Annotated in this window: 22 protein-coding genes; 13 read left to right on the forward strand and 9 right to left on the reverse strand. The window is 57.3% G+C overall.

Features of this window, described 5'->3' with window-relative positions; genetic code table 11:
* Positions 1-12: 12 nt before the first annotated feature.
* The 5 genes from dnaN to mutM form a co-directional block, all read right to left on the reverse strand.
* On the reverse strand, positions 13-1,131 hold the full coding sequence (dnaN, locus tag MUY35_RS05695; RefSeq protein ID WP_248364646.1) for a DNA polymerase III subunit beta: 1,119 nt from the start codon (positions 1,129-1,131) through the stop codon (positions 13-15).
* Positions 1,132-1,268: 137 nt separating this feature from the next.
* The gene (gene dnaA / locus MUY35_RS05700; protein ID WP_248364648.1) at positions 1,269-2,633 is read right to left on the reverse strand and encodes a chromosomal replication initiator protein DnaA; all 1,365 of its coding nucleotides are present in this window, start codon (positions 2,631-2,633) and stop codon (positions 1,269-1,271) included.
* 593 nt (positions 2,634-3,226) lie between these two features.
* A complete protein-coding gene (rpsT, locus tag MUY35_RS05705) occupies positions 3,227-3,490 on the reverse strand; it encodes a 30S ribosomal protein S20 (protein WP_248364651.1) in 264 nt (87 codons plus the stop codon).
* Between the two features lie 159 nt (positions 3,491-3,649).
* Positions 3,650-4,426: an enoyl-CoA hydratase gene (locus tag MUY35_RS05710; RefSeq protein ID WP_248364654.1), complete on the reverse strand. Its 777-nt coding sequence runs from the start codon at positions 4,424-4,426 to the stop codon at positions 3,650-3,652.
* A gap of 67 nt (positions 4,427-4,493) precedes the next feature.
* On the reverse strand, positions 4,494-5,345 hold the full coding sequence (gene mutM, locus MUY35_RS05715) for a bifunctional DNA-formamidopyrimidine glycosylase/DNA-(apurinic or apyrimidinic site) lyase (RefSeq protein WP_248364656.1): 852 nt from the start codon (positions 5,343-5,345) through the stop codon (positions 4,494-4,496).
* Positions 5,346-5,419: 74 nt separating this feature from the next.
* Between mutM and ubiE the strand changes: the two genes are divergently transcribed.
* Together ubiE and ubiB are read left to right on the forward strand one after the other, a co-directional pair.
* Positions 5,420-6,172 carry a bifunctional demethylmenaquinone methyltransferase/2-methoxy-6-polyprenyl-1,4-benzoquinol methylase UbiE gene (ubiE, locus tag MUY35_RS05720; protein ID WP_248364658.1) on the forward strand — a complete coding sequence of 251 codons (753 nt, stop codon included), beginning with the start codon at positions 5,420-5,422 and terminating at the stop codon, positions 6,170-6,172.
* A 1-nt stretch (position 6,173) separates the two neighbouring features.
* A complete protein-coding gene (gene ubiB / locus MUY35_RS05725) occupies positions 6,174-7,703 on the forward strand; it encodes a 2-polyprenylphenol 6-hydroxylase (RefSeq protein WP_248364659.1) in 1,530 nt (509 codons plus the stop codon).
* On the opposite strand, the gene MUY35_RS05730 is transcribed toward ubiB, so the two are convergent.
* From MUY35_RS05730 to MUY35_RS05740, 3 genes are all read right to left on the reverse strand, one after another.
* Positions 7,689-8,561, reverse strand: a complete 873-nt coding sequence (locus MUY35_RS05730; protein ID WP_248364660.1) for a phosphotransferase — start codon at positions 8,559-8,561, stop codon at positions 7,689-7,691. The genes ubiB and MUY35_RS05730 overlap by 15 nt on opposite strands.
* Positions 8,562-8,626: 65 nt before the next feature.
* Positions 8,627-9,298: a flagellar hook capping FlgD N-terminal domain-containing protein gene (locus MUY35_RS05735; protein ID WP_248364661.1), complete on the reverse strand. Its 672-nt coding sequence runs from the start codon at positions 9,296-9,298 to the stop codon at positions 8,627-8,629.
* Between the two features lie 12 nt (positions 9,299-9,310).
* A complete protein-coding gene (locus MUY35_RS05740; protein WP_248364662.1) occupies positions 9,311-10,435 on the reverse strand; it encodes a flagellar hook-length control protein FliK in 1,125 nt (374 codons plus the stop codon).
* A gap of 138 nt (positions 10,436-10,573) precedes the next feature.
* Here MUY35_RS05740 and MUY35_RS05745 point away from each other — a divergent pair, with 138 nt between their 5' ends.
* From MUY35_RS05745 to MUY35_RS05775, 6 genes are all read left to right on the forward strand, one after another.
* Complete coding sequence (locus tag MUY35_RS05745; protein ID WP_248364919.1) at positions 10,574-10,849, forward strand: rod-binding protein; 276 nt, start codon at positions 10,574-10,576, stop codon at positions 10,847-10,849.
* Entirely contained in the window at positions 10,836-11,189 is a 354-nt protein-coding gene (locus MUY35_RS05750) for a flagellar biosynthesis protein FlgN (protein ID WP_248364664.1), read from the forward strand. Before MUY35_RS05745 ends, MUY35_RS05750 begins: the two co-directional genes overlap by 14 nt.
* A 210-nt stretch (positions 11,190-11,399) precedes the next feature.
* Positions 11,400-12,674, forward strand: coding sequence for a flagellin (locus MUY35_RS17100; protein WP_282569194.1), 1,275 nt, complete (start codon positions 11,400-11,402; stop codon positions 12,672-12,674).
* 74 nt (positions 12,675-12,748) lie between these two features.
* Entirely contained in the window at positions 12,749-13,120 is a 372-nt protein-coding gene (gene flaF, locus MUY35_RS05765; protein ID WP_248364667.1) for a flagellar biosynthesis regulator FlaF, read from the forward strand.
* Positions 13,117-13,521, forward strand: a complete 405-nt coding sequence (gene flbT / locus MUY35_RS05770; RefSeq protein ID WP_248364670.1) for a flagellar biosynthesis repressor FlbT — start codon at positions 13,117-13,119, stop codon at positions 13,519-13,521. The genes flaF and flbT overlap by 4 nt, the downstream gene beginning before the upstream one ends.
* Complete coding sequence (locus MUY35_RS05775; RefSeq protein ID WP_248364673.1) at positions 13,518-14,312, forward strand: DUF1217 domain-containing protein; 795 nt, start codon at positions 13,518-13,520, stop codon at positions 14,310-14,312. Before flbT ends, MUY35_RS05775 begins: the two co-directional genes overlap by 4 nt.
* Before the next feature lie 18 nt (positions 14,313-14,330).
* On the opposite strand, the gene MUY35_RS05780 is transcribed toward MUY35_RS05775, so the two are convergent.
* Positions 14,331-15,644, reverse strand: a complete 1,314-nt coding sequence (locus MUY35_RS05780; protein ID WP_248364675.1) for a FliI/YscN family ATPase — start codon at positions 15,642-15,644, stop codon at positions 14,331-14,333.
* Between the two features lie 85 nt (positions 15,645-15,729).
* Here MUY35_RS05780 and MUY35_RS05785 point away from each other — a divergent pair, with 85 nt between their 5' ends.
* Genes MUY35_RS05785 through MUY35_RS05805 form a run of 5 tightly spaced genes read left to right on the forward strand, consistent with a single transcriptional unit; the run spans position 15,730 to position 17,823 of the window.
* Positions 15,730-16,125 carry a FlgB family protein gene (locus MUY35_RS05785; protein ID WP_248364677.1) on the forward strand — a complete coding sequence of 132 codons (396 nt, stop codon included), beginning with the start codon at positions 15,730-15,732 and terminating at the stop codon, positions 16,123-16,125.
* An 11-nt stretch (positions 16,126-16,136) separates the two neighbouring features.
* Positions 16,137-16,529, forward strand: coding sequence for a flagellar basal body rod protein FlgC (gene flgC / locus MUY35_RS05790; protein WP_248364678.1), 393 nt, complete (start codon positions 16,137-16,139; stop codon positions 16,527-16,529).
* 11 nt (positions 16,530-16,540) lie between these two features.
* Positions 16,541-16,831, forward strand: coding sequence for a flagellar hook-basal body complex protein FliE (gene fliE / locus MUY35_RS05795; RefSeq protein WP_248364680.1), 291 nt, complete (start codon positions 16,541-16,543; stop codon positions 16,829-16,831).
* Positions 16,831-17,100, forward strand: coding sequence for a flagellar biosynthetic protein FliQ (locus MUY35_RS05800; RefSeq protein ID WP_248364683.1), 270 nt, complete (start codon positions 16,831-16,833; stop codon positions 17,098-17,100). The genes fliE and MUY35_RS05800 overlap by 1 nt, the downstream gene beginning before the upstream one ends.
* Positions 17,101-17,103: 3 nt before the next feature.
* Positions 17,104-17,823, forward strand: coding sequence for a flagellar hook-basal body complex protein (locus MUY35_RS05805; RefSeq protein WP_248364685.1), 720 nt, complete (start codon positions 17,104-17,106; stop codon positions 17,821-17,823).
* The last annotated feature ends 1 nt before the right edge of the window (position 17,824 follow it).

The following is a 17,824-nucleotide window of genomic DNA, read 5'->3' on the forward strand; positions in this document are numbered from 1 at the left end:
GCGAAACCCAGATCACACACGCATCGGCATGACGACATAGACGGCGCTGGTGTCATTGCCTTCGCGCATCAGCGTCGGATCACCGGACGAGTTGAACATGAACACCGCATTCTCGCGATCCACTTGGCTTGCGATTTCAAGCAGGTATTTGGCGTTGAAGCCAATTTCCAACCGTTCGTCTGAATAAGCTACGGCCAATTCTTCTTCAGCCGCGCCTGCGTCAGGGGCGTTGACCGACAAAATCAGTCGATCTTCGTCCAATTGCAGCTTCACTGCACGGGACCGTTCGCTTGAAACGGTTGCCACACGATCCACCGCCTGCGCAAATGCGGTCGCGTCCACCTCAAGCTTGCGGGTGTTCCCGGTGGGAATAACGCGGGTGTAGTCGGGGAAGGTGCCGTCAATGACCTTCGAGGTCAGGGTGATCGCCGGTGTCGCAAAGCGGATCTTGGTTTCTGAAACGGACACCGCGATGATCGCATCATCGTCATCCAGCAGCTTGCGCATCTCGCCCACCGTCTTGCGGGGCACGATCACACCGGGCATGTCTTCGGCACCGGAGGGCAGATCAGCGTCGATGCGTGCCAGACGGTGGCCATCTGTGGCCACGCAGCGCAGCACCTTGCCGCCATCGGCGTCTGAGACATGCAGGTAGACACCATTCAGATAATATCGTGTCTCTTCCGTCGAAATTGCGAATTTTGATTTGTCGAACAGGCGGCGCAGAACCGGCGCAGGGGCCGAGAAGTTGGCCGAGTATTCGGACGAGGCCATGACCGGGAAGTCTTCCTTAGGCAAAGTCGCCAGCGAGAAGTTCGAGCGGCCGGCTTCCACCGTTATCCGCCCCGTTGCCCCGTCATCGGTCAGCTGAACCAGCGCACCGTCGGGCAGCTTGCGCACAATCTCGTGCAAGGTCACGGCAGATACGGTTGTCGCGCCTGCGCGTTCGACCACGGCGTCGGCCTTGTCGACCACTTCGATATCCAGATCGGTCGCGCGGAAAGACACGCTGTTGCCTTCGGCTTCGATCAGCACATTTGCAAGGATGGGAATGGTGTTGCGGCGTTCAACAACTGACTGCGCCTGTGCCACGGCCTTAAGCAGCGCGCCGCGTTCAATACTAATCTTCATGTCCCACTCCTGACAGATACCGGGGCGGCGAACATATCACGTTCACCGCCCGGCTCAATTCGTTATTGGGAATGTCTGATTCTTTCGCGGGCGGGTCAAGGCTTTAGGGCCCTAAAACCCGCCAAATCCGAGCCTATTCAGGCTTCCAGCGCGCGACGCAGAAGCTCCAGGTCTTCCGCGATCTGGTCGTCGATGCCCTTCAGCTCGTCAATCCGCTTCACCCCGTGCATGACCGTGGTGTGGTCACGCCCACCGAAACGGCGCCCGATTTCCGGCAGCGACCGCGACGTCATGTGCTTGGCCAGATACATCGCGACCTGACGCGGGCGGGCGATTGTGCGCACCCGCTTAGGGCCGATCAGGTCGGACAGGCGGATGTTGTAATGTTCGCTGACCTTGCGCTGGATCTCTTCAACCGTGACCTTGCGGTCCGAGGCGCGAAGGATGTCGCCAAGGCAGTCTTGTGCCAGTTCAAGCGTGATTTCGCGGCCTACAAGCGAGGCAAAGGCGAACAGGCGCATCAACGCGCCTTCCAGCACCCGCACATTGGTTGAAATGCGATGGGCCAGAAATTCCAGTACGCCATCGGCAATCACCAGACCGTTATATTGCTCGCGATAGCTGTTCACCTTATTTTGCAGCACGCCAAGGCGCAGCTCATAGTCGGTCGGGTGCAGGTCAACTACAAGGCCACACTGCAGACGGCTTTTAATGCGGTCTTCCATGTCCTTGATTTCACCCGGAGCGCGGTCGCCCGAGATGATGATCTGTTTGTTCTGGTCCACCAAAGCATTGAACGTGTGAAAAAATTCTTCCTGTGTGCTGTCCTTGCCAGCTATGAACTGGACGTCATCAACCATCAGCACATCGACCGAGCGGAACAGTTGTTTGAAATCCATCATCTGTTTTTCGCGGATCGCCTGAACGAAACGATACATGAATTGTTCGGCAGACAGGTAAACGATGCGCAGCTCGGGGTTGCGGGCGATCATTTCATGCGCAATCGCGTGCATCAGGTGGGTCTTGCCCAACCCCACACCGCCATACAGGAAAAGCGGGTTGAAGGTGACAGGGCCGCCTTCAGCCACGCGGCGCGCGGCGGCATGGGCCAATTCATTCGGTTTGCCCACAACGAAATTGTCAAATGTGAAACGTTCGTAAAGCGGGGCACCGGGCAGGTCGTCCTGATCGGGCTTGGCAACGGTTGCCGGGGCAACTTTAGCACCGTTCATCACCTGCGCGGCTGGCGTATGTGTTGCTTTGGCGGGCACGGAGAATTCCAGCCGTGAGACCTTCAGCCCCTCGCCCAGCATATGGCGCAAAATCTTGTCACCAAAGTTGCGGTCCACCCAATTGCCCAAGAAGTTGGTCGGAACCAAAAAAGTGGCGACCCCGTTCTTCAGATCGGCAAATTCCAGCGGTTCAATCCAGTTGGTGTAGTTATTCTGCCCTACAGATTTTTGCAGCTTGCTTCGAACAAGTCCCCATTCTTCGTTCGTCATATTACCTCAACTCGGTTTCTTACATAGGCTGTTTGACGACAGCCAATTTTCCCAAACAAATCGACACTAAAGCGCCCAAGCGCTTGACGACTCACAGAAACCTGGCACACCCGCCCCACCAAGGCGTACCAAACCGATAAGCGCTCGCTGCACAAGACATCGGTCTTGTGACAGGGAGCGCCCATGCGGGCATGGAGACAGAACAACAAAATAAGGTGCCGGGCCTAAGCGGTCCGACAATCTCTGAAAACGCCCGCTCTTAACCCAACCCCCAAGTCGGAATAAAAACTAACGCTAACTGAACCGGACAGGCTCCGATTCAATCTTCAGGTCAAATTTTAACCTAATTTTTCAAGGGTTTACCCCTTGATTGTATCATAGTCCCAAGTCGGCGATGTGAATCGCTGCATGCAAGCTAGCAACCTGTCAGCGGCTCGCGCAATAGAACTTCGCGCTTGACTCATTCTTTCCAAAAACGAATCTCAAGTGGCTTTCACTTATGCAATTTTTATCGCCAGAAACGCGAACGGAGCGTGCCTTTGCGGACACGCTCCGTTTGTTTTTCAAAACCGGTCTTTCGACCAGAATCGTGTTTAGCTCAGCGCTTTCACACGTGCCGCCAGGCGCGACACTTTGCGCGCCGCGGTGTTCTTGTGGTAAACGCCTTTGCTTACGCCGCGCATCAGTTCAGGCTGGGCTGCTTTGAGGGCTGCCGAAGCGGCATCTTTGTTGCCAGTCTCGATCGCTTCTTCAACTTTGCGCAGATAGGTGCGGATGCGCGAACGGCGGGCTTTGTTTACAGCAAAACGAGCCTCGTTCTGACGGGCGCGTTTTTTGGATTGGGTCGAATTGGCCATGTGTCTGATCCCTTCATCGGGTGTGGTTTACATTTCAATAGCTGCGCGCCAGCACCCAACCGGGTTCAGAACCGATGATTCTGGCCAAAGCGGGCCTCACGCGCATGTATGCGGCACCCTTTACGGAAAAACTTCCGCAAAGGGAACCCAATAATTGCTTTATTTGTCGCGGAACTGCGGTTCGCGCTTTTCAGCAAAGGCGGCCATGCCTTCTTTCTGATCTTCGGTCGCGAACAGAGAATGGAAAACGCGGCGTTCGAACAGGATGCCTTCGGTCAGCGGAAGTTGCTCTGCGCGGTTGACCGTTTCCTTGATCGCCATGACGGTGATCATCGACTTCTCGGCAATCTTCGCGGCTGCAGACATGGCTTCGTCCATCAGCTTTTTGGCCGGCACGACGCGGCTGACAAGCCCGGAGCGTTCGGCCTCTTCCGCGTCCATGAAACGACCGGTCAGGTTCATATCCATTGACTTGGCGCGGCCAACCAACTTGGTCAGACGTTGGGTGCCGCCCATACCGGCCATTACGCCCAAGTTTACCTCGGGTTGGCCAAACTTGGCGGTGTCAGACGCGATAATGAAATCACACATCATAGCCAATTCGCACCCGCCGCCCAGCGCATAGCCGGACACGGCTGCGATGATCGGCTTGCGAATGCGCATGATGGCATCTTCTTCCGGGGTGAACAGATCGCCCGCAAAAACATCAACGAAGCTTTTTTCCGCCATCATCTTGATGTCGGCGCCAGCCGCGAAAGCCTTTTCAGTTCCGGTGACGACGATGCAGCGCACCTTGTCGTTCTTCTGGGCGTCTGCCAGCGCATCGCCAAGTTCACCCAGCAGGTGAAGGTTCAAAGCGTTTAGCGCGTCGGGTCGGTTGAGCTTGATCAGACAGATGTGATCTTCGGTCTCAACGATAATATTCTTATAGGCCATGGTTCCCCCTGCCTTTGTCCGTGGTGGTCGAAGCGGAGTCGTAAGCATGCCCGCCGCGGTGATCAAGCTATCTTTGGCATTGCGCGCAATAGAAAGTTGACCGCCCGGATTGCGTGATTCGCCTTATTCTTCCAGTGCAACCTTGCGTCACACAGGATTCACCTTCGCGTCCATAGACCCGAAAATTGTGTTGGAAATAGCCCAGATCGCCATCCGCCTGCCGATAGTCTTTCAAAGACGAACCGCCACTTTCGATCGCTTCAGACAGCACGTCGCGGATGATCGGAACAAGCCCCGCGATCCGTGCCGGTGCAATGCGCGCGGCCTTGCGGGTTGGGTGAATCCCTGTGCGAAACAGCACCTCGCACACATATATATTGCCCAGTCCCGCGATGATTCCCTGATCCAGCAGGGCAGTTTTGATGGGCGAATTGCGGTGACTTAGGGCGGCTTGCAGATATGGCTCGTCAAAGGTGTTGCCCAGCGGCTCTGGCCCAAGCACGCGGATCAACTTGTGGTCGCCCAATGTCGCAGTCTCGCATAAATCCATTGCCCCGAACCGGCGAGGATCGTTGAACGTCACCCGCGCGCCGTTGTCCATGTCCAACACCACATGGTCATGTTTTTCGGGCGCCGGGTGGTCGTGCTGAAACTCCCCCAACTGATGACCCGAGATCAGCATCCGCCCTGACATGCCAAGATGGGTAATCAACGTCTCACCCGTATCGAGGTCAGCCAGCAGGTATTTCGACCGCCGCCCAAGCCGCAGCACGCGCGCACCCGTCAGGCGCTCTGCCATCCGGTCGGGGAACGGCCAACGCAGCCCGTCACGCCGGGTTTCGGCGCGCGCAATCCGCGCGCCTTCCATCACGGGGGACAAGCCGCGGCGAACCGTCTCGACCTCAGGTAATTCGGGCATCTCGTCCGCCTCTCCATTGTGTGCCACCATTCGTCACGATATGAGGGATCAATCGCAAGGAATGGGCAAGCCTGATGAGCACCTCCGAGACAAAAACAACCCATTTTGGGTTCAAGACCGTGGCCGAGGACGACAAGGCCGGGATGGTTCACGGCGTTTTCACCAACGTCGCGTCGAAATATGACATCATGAATGACGTCATGTCTGTGGGAATCCACCGTGTTTGGAAAGATGCGATGATGGATTGGTTGGCGCCGCGAAACGGTCAGCGGCTGTTGGACGTGGCAGGTGGCACCGGCGATATCTCGTTCCGGTTTCTTGACCGCGCGCCAGCGGCTTCCGCCGTCGTGCTGGACATGACAGAGTCGATGTTGGTCGAAGGCCGCAAACGAGCCGACGCGACCAACAAGGCGGATCGTCTTGATTGGGTGGTTGGCGACGCGATGGCGCTGCCGTTCGAAGATAACAGTTTTGACCGCTATACGATCAGTTTCGGCATTCGCAACGTGACGCGCATTCCTGATGCATTGAAGGAAGCTTTTCGCGTGTTGAAACCCGGTGGGCGGCTGGTTGTATTAGAGTTCAGCCAGCTTCCCAATGACGGGATGCAGAAACTATACGACCTCTATTCCTTTAACGTGATCCCGCGCATGGGCAAGCTGATCGCGGATGACGCCGACAGCTATCAGTATCTGGTCGAATCGATCCGAAACTTCCCCGATCAAGAGACTTTCGCGCAAATGATCCGTGACGCGGGTTTCGAAAATGTAAAGTTCCGCAACCTGTCGTTGGGCATTGCGGCGCTGCATTCAGGGTGGAAAATCTAGGATGCGCGGACCCCACAACATCTGGCGGCTGATCCGTACCGGTGCGACCTTCCAGCGGACGGGCGCAATGGGCGTTGTGCTGGACGCGATGAACGCGCCGCCGGCCATTAGGCTTGCCGCCCGCGTCATTGGGTTTCCCTTCGCGTGGCTGGGGAAGAAGGGCGACACGTCCCTGCCGCCCTTGACCCGCGCGATCACGGCGCTGGGCCCGGCGTATATTAAGTTCGGTCAAATCCTTTCAACCCGGCCTGATGTTGTCGGCGCTGAACTGTCTGACCAATTGCAGTATCTGCAGGACAAGCTGCCGCCGTTCCCGTCTGCGGTTGCCCGGCGGATGATCGAAAAAGAACTTGGCGTGAAAGTGGACGACGTGTTTTCGGAGTTTTCGGAACCCGTTGCCGCAGCGTCGATCGCGCAGGTGCACCGTGCACGGGTCGCTGCGACTGGCGAAGATGTCGCGGTCAAAGTTTTGCGCCCGCATATCGAGCGCGCCTTTCGCACCGATATTGATGCATTCCATTTCTCAGCCAGCTTTATCGAATGGTTGCTGCCCTCCACCCGCCGTCTGCGCCCCACCGATGTGGTCGAGCATTTCGAAGGCGTGGTGCTGGGCGAGCTTGATTTGCGCCTGGAAAGCGCCTCGGCCAGCGAGTTTGCAGAGAATACGGCGAATGACGCGGGCTTCGTGGTGCCCAAGGTGAACTGGGGCCTGTCTGGCCGTACGGTGATGACGCTGGGCTGGGGCGAAGGCCTTGCGGCAAACGATCTGCCCGCCATTCGCGCCTCGGGGTTGGACATGGACGCGCTGGGCGAACGGGTGTTGCAACTGTTCTTGTCGCACGCGCTGCGCGATGGTCTGTTTCATGGTGACATGCACCAAGGCAACCTGAAATTCGCCGCGAACGGGGATATCATCGCCATCGACTTCGGCATCATGGGGCGGATCGACGAATACACTCGCCGTGTCTATGCCGAAATTCTGTATGGCTTCATCTCCCGTGACTATCGTCGTGTCGCCGAGGTCCACTTTGAGGCGGGTTATGTGCCCGCCGACCGCAATGTCGAGGAATTCGCCCGCGCGTTGCGCGCAGTTGGCGAGCCGATATTTGGAATGGATGCCACCCAAATCTCGATGGGTCGGCTTCTGTCCTATCTGTTCGAGGTGACCGAACGGTTCGGTATGGAAACCCGCACCGAACTGATTTTGCTGCAACGCACCATGGTGGTCGTCGAAGGCGTGTCACGCTCGCTAAGCCCGAACATCAACATATGGCAGGTCGCCAAGCCAGTGGTGGAAAACTACATCACCAGCTCGATCGGCCCTAAAGCATTGTTGCGCGATCTGGCGCGAACGGCGCGTGTTCTGGCCCGGTTCGGCCCGCGTCTGCCCGAACTTGCAGAGGCCGCATTGATCCGGCAATCCACACCCTTGCCCGAACCTGACCGCGCGCGCCCATTTCGGGCGATGGGTTACGTCACTCTGGGCAGTGGATTGGCGCTTGTGGCGGTGTGGGTTTCAAGCCTGCTCTAACGCGGCCATTTCCAGCGCGACAACATGCGCATAGTCGTGATCCCCCAGGGCGCTTTTCCATTGGCAGTAGGTCGCCATCCGCCACTGAAAAAGGGGTGCCAACGCGCGGTAGCGGGAGATGGAAATGCTGTCGCGGCTTTCGCGTTCGTAGGCCAACAGAAATTTCTCGATCTCGTCCGCGCTCAATGCCCGGTGACCATAGAGCACCTGCATTGCAGGCGACAGGAACATGGCAATATCCGCACTGGGATCGCCGATGGCAGGGCATTGCCAGTCGATCAGCCGACACCCGTCGCGGGTTTCCAGAATGTTTCCCGGCACGATGTCTCCGTGCAGAAACGCGCGGCGGGCAGGGGGAAGGTCTGGCGCAGCCGGTGGAGGCGGCGGACCATTCTGTCCCGCAACCGCCATCGCGCGCCCATTTGCGATCAGGGACGCAGGCGTCACCGTCATATGTGGCAGGCCCTCAGGCAATGGGTGCTGGTGAAGGCGCGCCATCAGCTTTGCGACCATCGTCACGTCTCCGCGCCAAAATGCTCCGCTGATATGCTTGTAAACTATGCTTTCACCCAATCTGCTATCCTGGAAGGCCACCAATTCCGGGGCAATTTGAGTTCCGGACAAAGCGCGCAAGGCCAAGGCTTCCCGTGTGCCGTCATTTGCAAATAAGGGTGTTGCACTGTTGAGGGTAAAAAGCTTGCAGACCAAAGTGGTTTGGGCGTCCAGATCGACCTTCCAGATCGGATTGGTCCGCCCACCGGCCAGTGCAGCCCATCTGGCGCCATCGGGGATTACCCCTGCATCAGACCAGATGCGTTTGAGCTGGTCCAGCGCTGACCGCGTTCGCATAATGTCCATTGCGGTGGTACCCTTCGAGAATTGGCGCCAAGCTAGGGCGCGGCAGCGGCAAGGGCAACCGCTGGTTATGGCTCGCGAATGGCCGAAACGGTTTCGGCCTGAATCTTTTGCCCACTTTCAAGGATCAGCCACAATTTGCCGTCGCTATTCTGGGTTTCGGTGATTTTGCTGTAGGCCTGCACTGGGTCGGTCGAAAGGTGTCGTCCGTTGCCTAAGCTGGTCAGTTCAAACGTGTAAACACCGCGCGGCAACGGCGCGCCGGATTGATCCACGCCCGCCCATTCAACCGGGTCAGTCGTCATTGGTATGACCCTGTTTTCCATCACGTCGCCGGCTGCGTTCTTAACCACCAGCCGTGTTTCATCCGCCCCGTTTGCCGGTTGGGGCACCAGCGTGACCGGGCTTTGATCGAACAAAACGGGGGCTGCGACACGTGCCTCCATCCCGACCCAGCCCGCAATGTCTGACAGGCCCATCAAGCCCAGTTTGGTGCCAAGCCCGTCTAACAGGTCGTTTGTCCGCACCTGCTGTTCGACTCCCGAGAAGGTCGCCAGTTGCACGGCATAGTCAGATGATTCAATCGGGTTCAGAGGGTCTTGATTTTCCATCTGCGCCGTCAGCATCTTCAAGAACGTCTCGAAATCAGATGAGATCACGGCGTCACCATTTTTGGTGGCTTGCGTGTATTGGGCGGGGCCAGCCGTTAAAGCGGCGGGCATGTTCTGCGAAATCTCCATTTGGGGAACTCCTTAAATTCTGATGTCCATGCCGGCATTTTCGCCAACGCTGATTTGCACAACATCCTGCACCGGTTGGTGGGCAAAGCCATTGGAACGGCCCGCTTGGTTTGGTTGTGCATCGCCTTTGGATTGCCCATCGGCGGGTGGGTCCCCCTGCTGGTGGAACGTGAAACTGACATCGTCATAGCCGAGCTCATGCATATCCTGCGCCAGCTGTTCGATATGGCGGCGCATCAGGTCCAATGTTTCGGGTCGTTCAACCTGCAAGATGACGTTCATTGAGGATGCGTCAGTTCGGAACGTTAATCGCAGACGCCCAAGTTCCTCGGGGTTCAGGGTCAGTTCCACCGGCTTGTCGGGATTGGAACGCGCCACCTCGGCCAGTTGCGCGGAGACGATGCGTGGCATGTCTGGTGTCGTGCGAAGCGGTTGGGTCTGCTGACCCGCATCGCGGAACTGTGGGGCGGCAAACTCTAACGGTGCCTCCTCCGATTTCGTGAAGACCTCCTGAAAGGCAGGGTCTTTGACAACTAGCTGTCGGGCTTGCAGCGTTGCGGTCGCCTGAATGGGTAAGGATGTGGGGGGTGGTGGCGTCAAAGTCGACGGTGCCGTTGTTGCGGTGTCACGCGGTCCCTGTGCATCCTTGCCCGGCGTGGCGAGAGCTCTGCTGTCGTTCGACAACTCGACCGTGCGGCGCGGCCTTGCCGGTTGCGGTTGAACGTCGCGCGCCGGACTGAAAGGCGACGCTTCACCCGCCCATCCTTTTGGAATGGCTTGCGCCTGCGGTCCATCAGCGGGCCGGTCGCCCTGCGTAGATGCAGGCGGCGTGTTTCCTAACGCTTGGGATGACATCACGGGACCCGCCGCCACCTCGCCCTTCGTCTTTACTGACGCATCGACTGCGCTTACGCCTTCTTGCTCCGGAACGCTTTCGGGTTGGCCATGGCGGGGTAGTCCCAGTTGCGCGTTCCGAATGGGTTCGATCTTTGCGGGCACAAGTTCCGCTGCAAGCGAGAACACCGCATCGCTGGCGGTGGTGCCAACCTCATCCGTTTGCGCGTTGGCCGGTTGGTTATTCTGGCGATTGTCTGCATCGCTTAGCCCAGCGATAAGAGCGGTCTGATTGATCTGCATTCATATATCCGGGTGTTCTGACTCCGATGTACTGACCATTGCAGACCCGGGTTACCAGTTCTTTACCGCTTGATGAGATAACCAAGAAAATTGTTCTAAAAAGAGAGGGTCGAAATGGATCCTATTGGTAATGCCAAGATGGCCGTCGCAACGCCAAATACCGGCCTAAAAGGGCCGGACGACGCCCGTCTGATGGACGTGGCCCGAAAGCTGGAAGCCAGTTTCTTGTCGGAGATGCTGAAATCCGCTGGCGTTGGCAAAACACCCGACAGCTTTGGCGGCGGCGCTGGGGAAGACCAGTTCTCATCGTTTCTTCGTCAAGCTCAGGCTGATGAAATGGTCAAGGCGGGCGGCATAGGGCTGGCCCAATCTCTGTTTGAAGCGTTGAAGGAGCAAGATCATGGCACACGCTAACTCCCGTGCGGTTTTGAATGCACTTGAGGACCTGCTGGAGGGGGAACGCACGCAGATTCTGGCGGGCGAGATTGAGAAACTCTCCCGGCTGCTCCCCGAAAAAGAACGGCTGCTGAACGCCCTGAAAGCGTCGGATGAAGACTTTCCGCTGCTTGAGCGACTGCGTGACCAAGTTGACCGAAATCAGCAACTTCTGGCGGCGGCGGCCCGTGGCATTCGGTCAGTAAAGCAACGCCTTGATGCCCTAAAAACCAGCCAGACCGAGCTGCGTACCTATAGCCAAGCGGGGCGCCCACAGGATCTGTCCAAGCAGGAATCGCGCTTCGAGCGAAAGGCCTGACAATGTCTGAGTTGTCTCAAATTGAATGCAAACGAGGCGCGGCGATTCAGATTTCCTTTAGAGAATTCGTACCATCCTTTTTCTGCATCCTGAGGGGATGGCGCGTGCCGTAATTTCGGCATCGCAACGGTCAGAATGGCTTTGAAACCCTGCCACGACAGGCGGATATGAAATCTGGCGCAAAGCGCCAATGACTTAAGGAAATACTCAATGTCCAGTATTCTGACGAACAACAGCGCAATGGTCGCGCTTCAGACACTGAAATCCATCAACTCCAACCTCGCTGGCACGCAGGCTGAAATTTCGACGGGAAAAGCCATCGGGTCAGCCAAAGACAATGCCGCTGTTTGGGCAATTTCAAAGGTGATGGAAGCGGACGTGAAAGGCTTCAAAGGCATCTCGGATAGCTTGTCCTTGGGCGAAAGCACCGTTGCGGTTGCCCGCCAAGCGTCAGAGACCGTGACCGATCTGCTGACTGAAATCAAATCAAAGATCGTCGCTGCCCAGGAAGACAACGTTGATCGCGGCAAAATCCAAACCGATATTGTCGCGTTGCGTAACCAAATCACTTCGGTGGTTGGTGCGGCGCAGTTCAACGGTCTGAACTTGGTGGACGGATCGCAAACAGATACCAATTCCAATGGGAATACGGGTGTGGATGTTCTGTCCTCACTTGACCGTAAGGCTGATGGTTCTGTCAGCACCAGCTCGATTGGTGTCGACGCGCAAAACCTGTCGCTGACAGCCGGAGTGGCGTTGGGTGCGGCAGCGGCGTCGGTCGGGATCGATGGCGGGACTGCCGGTATGATTGACGCCAATGATGGCGGCACAGCAGATTTCATCACAATGGACACCTTCGCGTTCCTTGGTGGTGGGGCGGCAGTGAAGCCGAATACTGCCGGTATCAACAATGCTGACCCGGCGGGGCTGCTTGTCGGTGACCAGCTTTCGCTGACAATCGGAAGCGTTCAAGGCACCTATGTCGTCAAGGAAGGCGATACCGCGCAAGCGCTCGTTGCGGGTATGAAGAACGCTCTTATATCTCAAGGGCTGGACAGCAACAGCTTCAGCATGGATGCCGACACCAACACCGGCCACCTTACGATCACCAATGAAACCAATGCGGATGCGGCCTTCTCGTTCAGCGCATCGCGCGGATCGGGTGGACTGGCTGGTCTGGCCAACCTGGATGTTTCGACCAGTGGTGGCGCAGATACGGCGCTTGGTGCCATCGAGAACATGATCCAGACGTCGATCGACGCCGCCGCAACTTTCGGTACGGTCGAAGGCCGGATCGAGATTCAGTCCGACTTCGTAGGTAAGCTCACGGATTCGCTGAAGGCCGGTATCGGCGCAATGGTTGACGCCGATATGGAAGCAGCATCTGCAAGGCTTCAAGCCCTTCAGGTTCAGCAGCAGCTTGGCACACAAGCCCTGTCGATCGCGAACCAGGCTCCGCAGAACGTCCTGTCGCTGTTCCGCTAGAACCTAACGAGGGCGCCAAAATGGCGCCCTCACCCTAGCCCCATTTAGTTTCTCGTCACTGGAAGGAAATCCCTGTGAACGCTGTTGCCTTGGCCAAAACGGCCTATAATTCCTCGTCCCGCGCCCCGCTGCGCACCTCTCGCGGCACCGAATATGAAGCCTTTGCAAAGGTTACTCACCAACTGGGTCGGGCGCGAACGTCAAGCTTTGCCGATTTGGCACAAGCTCTTCACGAAAACCGACGGCTATGGACCTTGCTGGCGGCTGATGTGGCCGATGATGGAAATGGTCTACCCGATGATCTTCGCGCACGCGTATTTTATCTTGCCGAGTTTACCGCGGATCACAGCCGCAAAATTTTGTCGGGCGACGAAGATGCCACTGTGCTGGTCGACATCAACACGGCCGTCATGCGCGGTTTGCGCCAGTCGGAGGGCGCACCATGAGCGGTCTTGTCTTGAAGCTGGGTCCGAAAGAACGCGTTCTGATTAACGGGGCTGTCATCGAAAATGGAGACCGCCGTTCGCGCCTGTCTATCGTGACACCGAACGCCAACATCCTGCGTTTGCGGGATGCGATCCATCCCGAAACTGCCAACACACCGGTGCGGAGGGTTTGTTATATCGCCCAGCTTGTGCTGTCGGGTGACATCATGAAAGACGAGGCAAGATTGCAGCTTTTGCGTGGAATTGAACAGTTGAGCCAGGTTTTGACCGATGATGACAGCCGCGACTTACTATCCAAGTCGACAAGCGCAGTGTTAGAGGATCAGTATTATCTCGCGCTGAAGCAACTTCGGGCGCTGTTGCCGCGCGAAGAACGTCTATTGGGTGCGCGACTGTCATGAGCTACCAGCCAGTTATCCCAATGGGAGGTGCTGCGGGCTGGGCGTTTTTACAAAGAACACAGGCGGCGCAACAGAAAGCATTTGATGCGTCGCCAGAAATCCAGCGTGATACGAAGTACTTCGAAAGTAAAATCGCCAGTGTGCAAACCAGCGATGATCTAATGGATGATCGTCGCTTGCTGCGTGTCGCCTTGGGGGCTTATGGTCTGGGCGATGACATCAACAGCACGTATTTCGTCAAGAAGGTGCTGGATGATGGCACGCTCGACCCGAGCGATCTTGCCAACAAACTTTCTGACAAACGGTATCTCCAGTTTGCCAAGGATTTTGGGTTTGGTGACTATGAGATCCCGCGCACTCAGATTTCGGATTTTGGCTCAAATATTACAGCCGCCTACAAGTCGAAACAATTCGAGATTGCAGTCGGTCAGCAGGATTCGAATATGCGGTTGGCGATGACGCTGGATAATGAACTGTCCGATATCGTTCGGGGTTCGGGGTCTGATGAAACCAAGTGGTACAAGATTATGGGAGACCCGCCCCTGCGCGAGGTTTTCCAGACTGCGTTTGGCCTGCCCAGCGCGTTTGGGGCGGTCGATATTGACCAACAACTCACCACCTTTCGAAATAAGGCCGATCGCTATTTCGGGGACAACACCGTCGATCAGTTTTCGGATCAGAGCAAGAAGGACGAGCTTAACAGGTTGTTCCTTGTACGGGCGCAGATCGCGTCAGGCGCTGCGTCCATGTCCAGCGGCGCGATTGCTTTGAGTTTGTTGCAAAACATCTAGGTTCAGGCCGACAGGGACCTAAGGCAACATGCAACTCGCGAGGCGATGAAAGCTCGCGGCGCTATCCTTCGCTTCAGTTTCGGTCAGGAAGGCGTCAAGCCCGGGCCATGCGGCGATGGCTTCATCCAACGCTTGATCGGAGCCTGCCGCATAAAGCCCCGACTGGATCATCATCTCTGATCGACTGTATTGACCAAGCAGTCTGCGACCCTTCGAGATCAGCGCATTTTCTTCGTCCGTGGCGGCTTCCGGCAATGCGCGGGACACGGATCGCAACAGATCAATCGCGGGGAATCGCCCTCGCTCAGCGATGTTACGATCCAGAACAACATGTCCGTCCAACACACCACGCAGGATATCTGCGACAGGTTCTTCCATATCCGACCCTGCCACCAAAACCGAAAAAATCGCGGTGATGTCACCCGCTGCGCCCGATCCCGGTCCGGCGCGTTCGCAAAGGGTTGTGATCTGTTGTGCAGTTGATGGCGGAAACCCCCGCAGATTGCCCCCTTCACCAGAGGCCAGTGCAATTTCGCGATGCGCCTCGGCATAGCGGGTGACGCTATCGGCCAGGAACAACACCTGTCGACCCTGATCACGGAAATGTTCGGCGACCGTCATCGCGGCCCACCCACATCTGCGGCGCACCATTGGCGATTGGTCCGAAGTCGCCGCGACCACCACAGCGCGTTTCATTCCTTCAGGGCCCAGCACGCGATCGACAAATTCTTTCACTTCTCGTCCCCGTTCGCCGATCATGGCGATCACCACAACGTCGGCTTGAACACCGCGGGCGAGCTTGGCCAGCAAAGTCGATTTACCGACCCCCGAACCTGCAAAAAGCCCGATTCTCTGCCCCCGGACAATCGGCAGGAAAGTGTTGAACGCAGCCAACCCGGTTTCCAGCCGTGTGCCCAGTGCCCGACGTTCGGTGGGGTTCTTTATCTGGCCCCGCAGTGGCGACACATGCGCGCCCCGCAGAATCGGGCGACCATCCAGCGCTTGGCCCATCGGGTCGATAACGCGCCCGATCCAACTGTCGTTCGGCGCAATTTCGGCACGGCCTTGCAGGAAAACCTGATCGCCGATTTGAAGCCCTTCTACGTCCCCGTCAGGCAAGATTGTTACCGTCTCGGCCGACAAGTTCAGGATTTCACCCATCCGCGTGCGCCCAGTTTTTGGCCGAATCTCGACCAGATCGGCCTGTGCAGCGACGGATGATAGGCCCCGAACCTGCAGGGTGCCTCGTCCGATTTCCACAATGCGTCCAACGTCAGCGACGGGTCGCACCGAGGATATCTCTGCGGCCAATTGTTCAAATCCGATCTGCATCACGCGCCTCCATTCGATCTCTGAAACCCTTTCTAAAGGAATCAGGGTTAAGCCTTGGTTGAAGCCAATCGAGGGAGAAGCCCCGATGTTCGAAAAAATGGATATCTTGACCAAAGCCGTGGGGCTGGCGAAACATGCCGCCGCACGCCAGTCGGTGATCGCGCAGAATGTTGCGAATGCCGACACACCCGGATACCGGGCGAAAGACCTCGCGTCTTTTGCCGACACGTTCCACATGGATGATGGCGGGGCGATGCGTACCACGCGTGCGCGTCATATGATCGGTGGGACAACCGCCGCACACAGCGACACTGAACCTCGTACAGTTTACCGCGCCGGGGCGATGTCGCCCAACGGCAACTCGGTCGCGCTTGAGACCGAGATGATGGCCGCCGCTGAGGCAAAAAGCGACCACCACTTAGCGCTGACCGTTTACAAAACATCACTTGGCATCATGCGCAGCGCGCTGGGCCGCAGGTGAGGTGAAAACAGATGAATGATCTCAAAGCCTCTGTCGCTGCCGCCGCATCTGGCATGCAAAGTCAGGCAAACCGCCTGCGTCATGTTTCGGAAAACATCGCCAATACCGATACCCCGGGTTACCGCCGGAAATTGGCCAGTTTTGAGGCCGTCATGGACGGCGGACAGGCCACTGGCACCGTGCGCTCGGGCAGGGTGTCGCTGGACCAAACCGCTTTGCCGATGATCTATGACCCCGCGCATCCGATGGCCGATGAAACGGGTCATTATCAGGGGTCCAACGTCGATCTTGTGATCGAAATAGCGGACGCTCGCGAAGCGCAACGCAGCTATGACGCCAACTTGAAAATGTTCGATCAGGCCCGACAGATGTCGCGCAGCCTTCTTGAACTTCTGCGCCGATAGGAGCCCGCGCCATGGACATCAGATCATCCCTTGCATCGCAACAATATGCGGCATCCAAACAAGCGGCGACGCCAACGCCGAAAAATGAACAAAGCGCGAACCCATTTTCGACTGCAGCGACAAGTTTCGCGGACACTGTGCAGCAGGGTGAGAAAACTGCGCTGGCTGCCCTGTCTGGCAACGCAGACCCGCATGCGCTGGTGCAAGCTCTCGCGCAGACCGAGTTGGCGGTCGAAACTGCCGTCACCGTGCGAAATAAAGTCGTCGAGGCCTATCAGGAAATCCTAAGGATGCCGGTCTGATGATGGATGAGTTTATTTTCTACGACACGTTGCGGGCCGGCCTTTGGATCGCGGTCATGATCTCGCTTCCAATCCTGACGGTTGCGCTTTTGTCGGGTCTGATTGTTGGCTTGTTCCAGGCACTCACCTCGATCCAAGAGATGACGCTGACCTTCGTTCCGAAGCTGATCGCAATCCTCGTCGTGTTCTGGGGCAGCATGGGTTTCATGACGGAAACGCTTGTCAGCTTCTTCCACGTGCGGGTCATTCCGCTGATCGCAGGGGGCTAGGGCATGGACAATATCGGATACACATCGCTGACGCGCCAATCAGGCTTGATGCGTGAAATCCAGGCCGTCGCCAACAACATCGCCAATGCGTCAACCACCGGGTTTCGGCGCGAGGGGGTTGTCTTTTCTGAATATGTACACGCGCTTGAACCGGGTGATCCATCACTTTCGATGGCAACGGCCAACGCGCGCGCGCTTGACCTTCAGCAAGGTGCGCTGACCCAAACGGGCGGGACATTTGACTTTGCAATTGAAGGCGATGGGTTTTTCATGATCGATGGTCCCGCGGGCCAGTTCTTGACGCGGGCCGGGTCGTTTACGCCGTCAGCTGAAGGCGAGCTGTCAACTGCAGACGGCTATCGTTTGCTGGATGGCGGCGGTGCACCGGTCTTTGTCCCGCCTGATGCAAATGCAGTTTCCGTAGCGGCAGATGGCACCTTGTCGGTTGACGGTCGGGCCGTTGCGCAATTGGGGCTCTATTCGCCGATTGATCAGAATGACCTTCTGCATCGCGATGGTGTCCGCTTTGAAGCACCGGGTGGTGTTGAAGCCGCTCTTGGCGAGGCCGCGATTTTGCAGGGCTATGTCGAAGGGTCTAACGTCGACCCGATCGCCGAGGTCGCGCGCATGATCGAAGTCCAACGCAGTTACGAACTGGGTCAGAAGTTTCTTGAAAAAGAGGATGAGCGCATTCGCGCAGTCCTGAAAACAGTAGCTGGATAAA

Source organism: Aliiroseovarius sp. S1339 (assembly GCF_023195695.1).
Classification (GTDB): domain Bacteria; phylum Pseudomonadota; class Alphaproteobacteria; order Rhodobacterales; family Rhodobacteraceae; genus Aliiroseovarius.

What these genes read in the sequence shown, in the direction of transcription:
- flgC (WP_248364678.1), top strand. Translation starts at nt 16,137, where the DNA reads ATGAATGATCTCAAAGCCTCTGTCGCTGCCGCCGCATCTGGCATGCAA.
- MUY35_RS05710 (WP_248364654.1), bottom strand. Translation starts at nt 4,426, where the DNA reads ATGGCCTATAAGAATATTATCGTTGAGACCGAAGATCACATCTGTCTG.
- MUY35_RS05750 (WP_248364664.1), top strand. Translation starts at nt 10,836, where the DNA reads ATGGCACACGCTAACTCCCGTGCGGTTTTGAATGCACTTGAGGACCTG.
- dnaN (WP_248364646.1), bottom strand. Translation starts at nt 1,131, where the DNA reads ATGAAGATTAGTATTGAACGCGGCGCGCTGCTTAAGGCCGTGGCACAG.
- ubiE (WP_248364658.1), top strand. Translation starts at nt 5,420, where the DNA reads ATGAGCACCTCCGAGACAAAAACAACCCATTTTGGGTTCAAGACCGTG.
- MUY35_RS05740 (WP_248364662.1), bottom strand. Translation starts at nt 10,435, where the DNA reads ATGCAGATCAATCAGACCGCTCTTATCGCTGGGCTAAGCGATGCAGAC.
- ubiB (WP_248364659.1), top strand. Translation starts at nt 6,174, where the DNA reads ATGCGCGGACCCCACAACATCTGGCGGCTGATCCGTACCGGTGCGACC.
- MUY35_RS17100 (WP_282569194.1), top strand. Translation starts at nt 11,400, where the DNA reads ATGTCCAGTATTCTGACGAACAACAGCGCAATGGTCGCGCTTCAGACA.
- MUY35_RS05805 (WP_248364685.1), top strand. Translation starts at nt 17,104, where the DNA reads ATGGACAATATCGGATACACATCGCTGACGCGCCAATCAGGCTTGATG.
- fliE (WP_248364680.1), top strand. Translation starts at nt 16,541, where the DNA reads ATGGACATCAGATCATCCCTTGCATCGCAACAATATGCGGCATCCAAA.
- dnaA (WP_248364648.1), bottom strand. Translation starts at nt 2,633, where the DNA reads ATGACGAACGAAGAATGGGGACTTGTTCGAAGCAAGCTGCAAAAATCT.
- MUY35_RS05730 (WP_248364660.1), bottom strand. Translation starts at nt 8,561, where the DNA reads ATGGACATTATGCGAACGCGGTCAGCGCTGGACCAGCTCAAACGCATC.
- MUY35_RS05785 (WP_248364677.1), top strand. Translation starts at nt 15,730, where the DNA reads ATGTTCGAAAAAATGGATATCTTGACCAAAGCCGTGGGGCTGGCGAAA.
- MUY35_RS05735 (WP_248364661.1), bottom strand. Translation starts at nt 9,298, where the DNA reads ATGGAGATTTCGCAGAACATGCCCGCCGCTTTAACGGCTGGCCCCGCC.
- rpsT (WP_248364651.1), bottom strand. Translation starts at nt 3,490, where the DNA reads ATGGCCAATTCGACCCAATCCAAAAAACGCGCCCGTCAGAACGAGGCT.
- flbT (WP_248364670.1), top strand. Translation starts at nt 13,117, where the DNA reads ATGAGCGGTCTTGTCTTGAAGCTGGGTCCGAAAGAACGCGTTCTGATT.
- MUY35_RS05775 (WP_248364673.1), top strand. Translation starts at nt 13,518, where the DNA reads ATGAGCTACCAGCCAGTTATCCCAATGGGAGGTGCTGCGGGCTGGGCG.
- MUY35_RS05745 (WP_248364919.1), top strand. Translation starts at nt 10,574, where the DNA reads ATGGCCGTCGCAACGCCAAATACCGGCCTAAAAGGGCCGGACGACGCC.
- MUY35_RS05800 (WP_248364683.1), top strand. Translation starts at nt 16,831, where the DNA reads ATGATGGATGAGTTTATTTTCTACGACACGTTGCGGGCCGGCCTTTGG.
- MUY35_RS05780 (WP_248364675.1), bottom strand. Translation starts at nt 15,644, where the DNA reads ATGCAGATCGGATTTGAACAATTGGCCGCAGAGATATCCTCGGTGCGA.
- mutM (WP_248364656.1), bottom strand. Translation starts at nt 5,345, where the DNA reads ATGCCCGAATTACCTGAGGTCGAGACGGTTCGCCGCGGCTTGTCCCCC.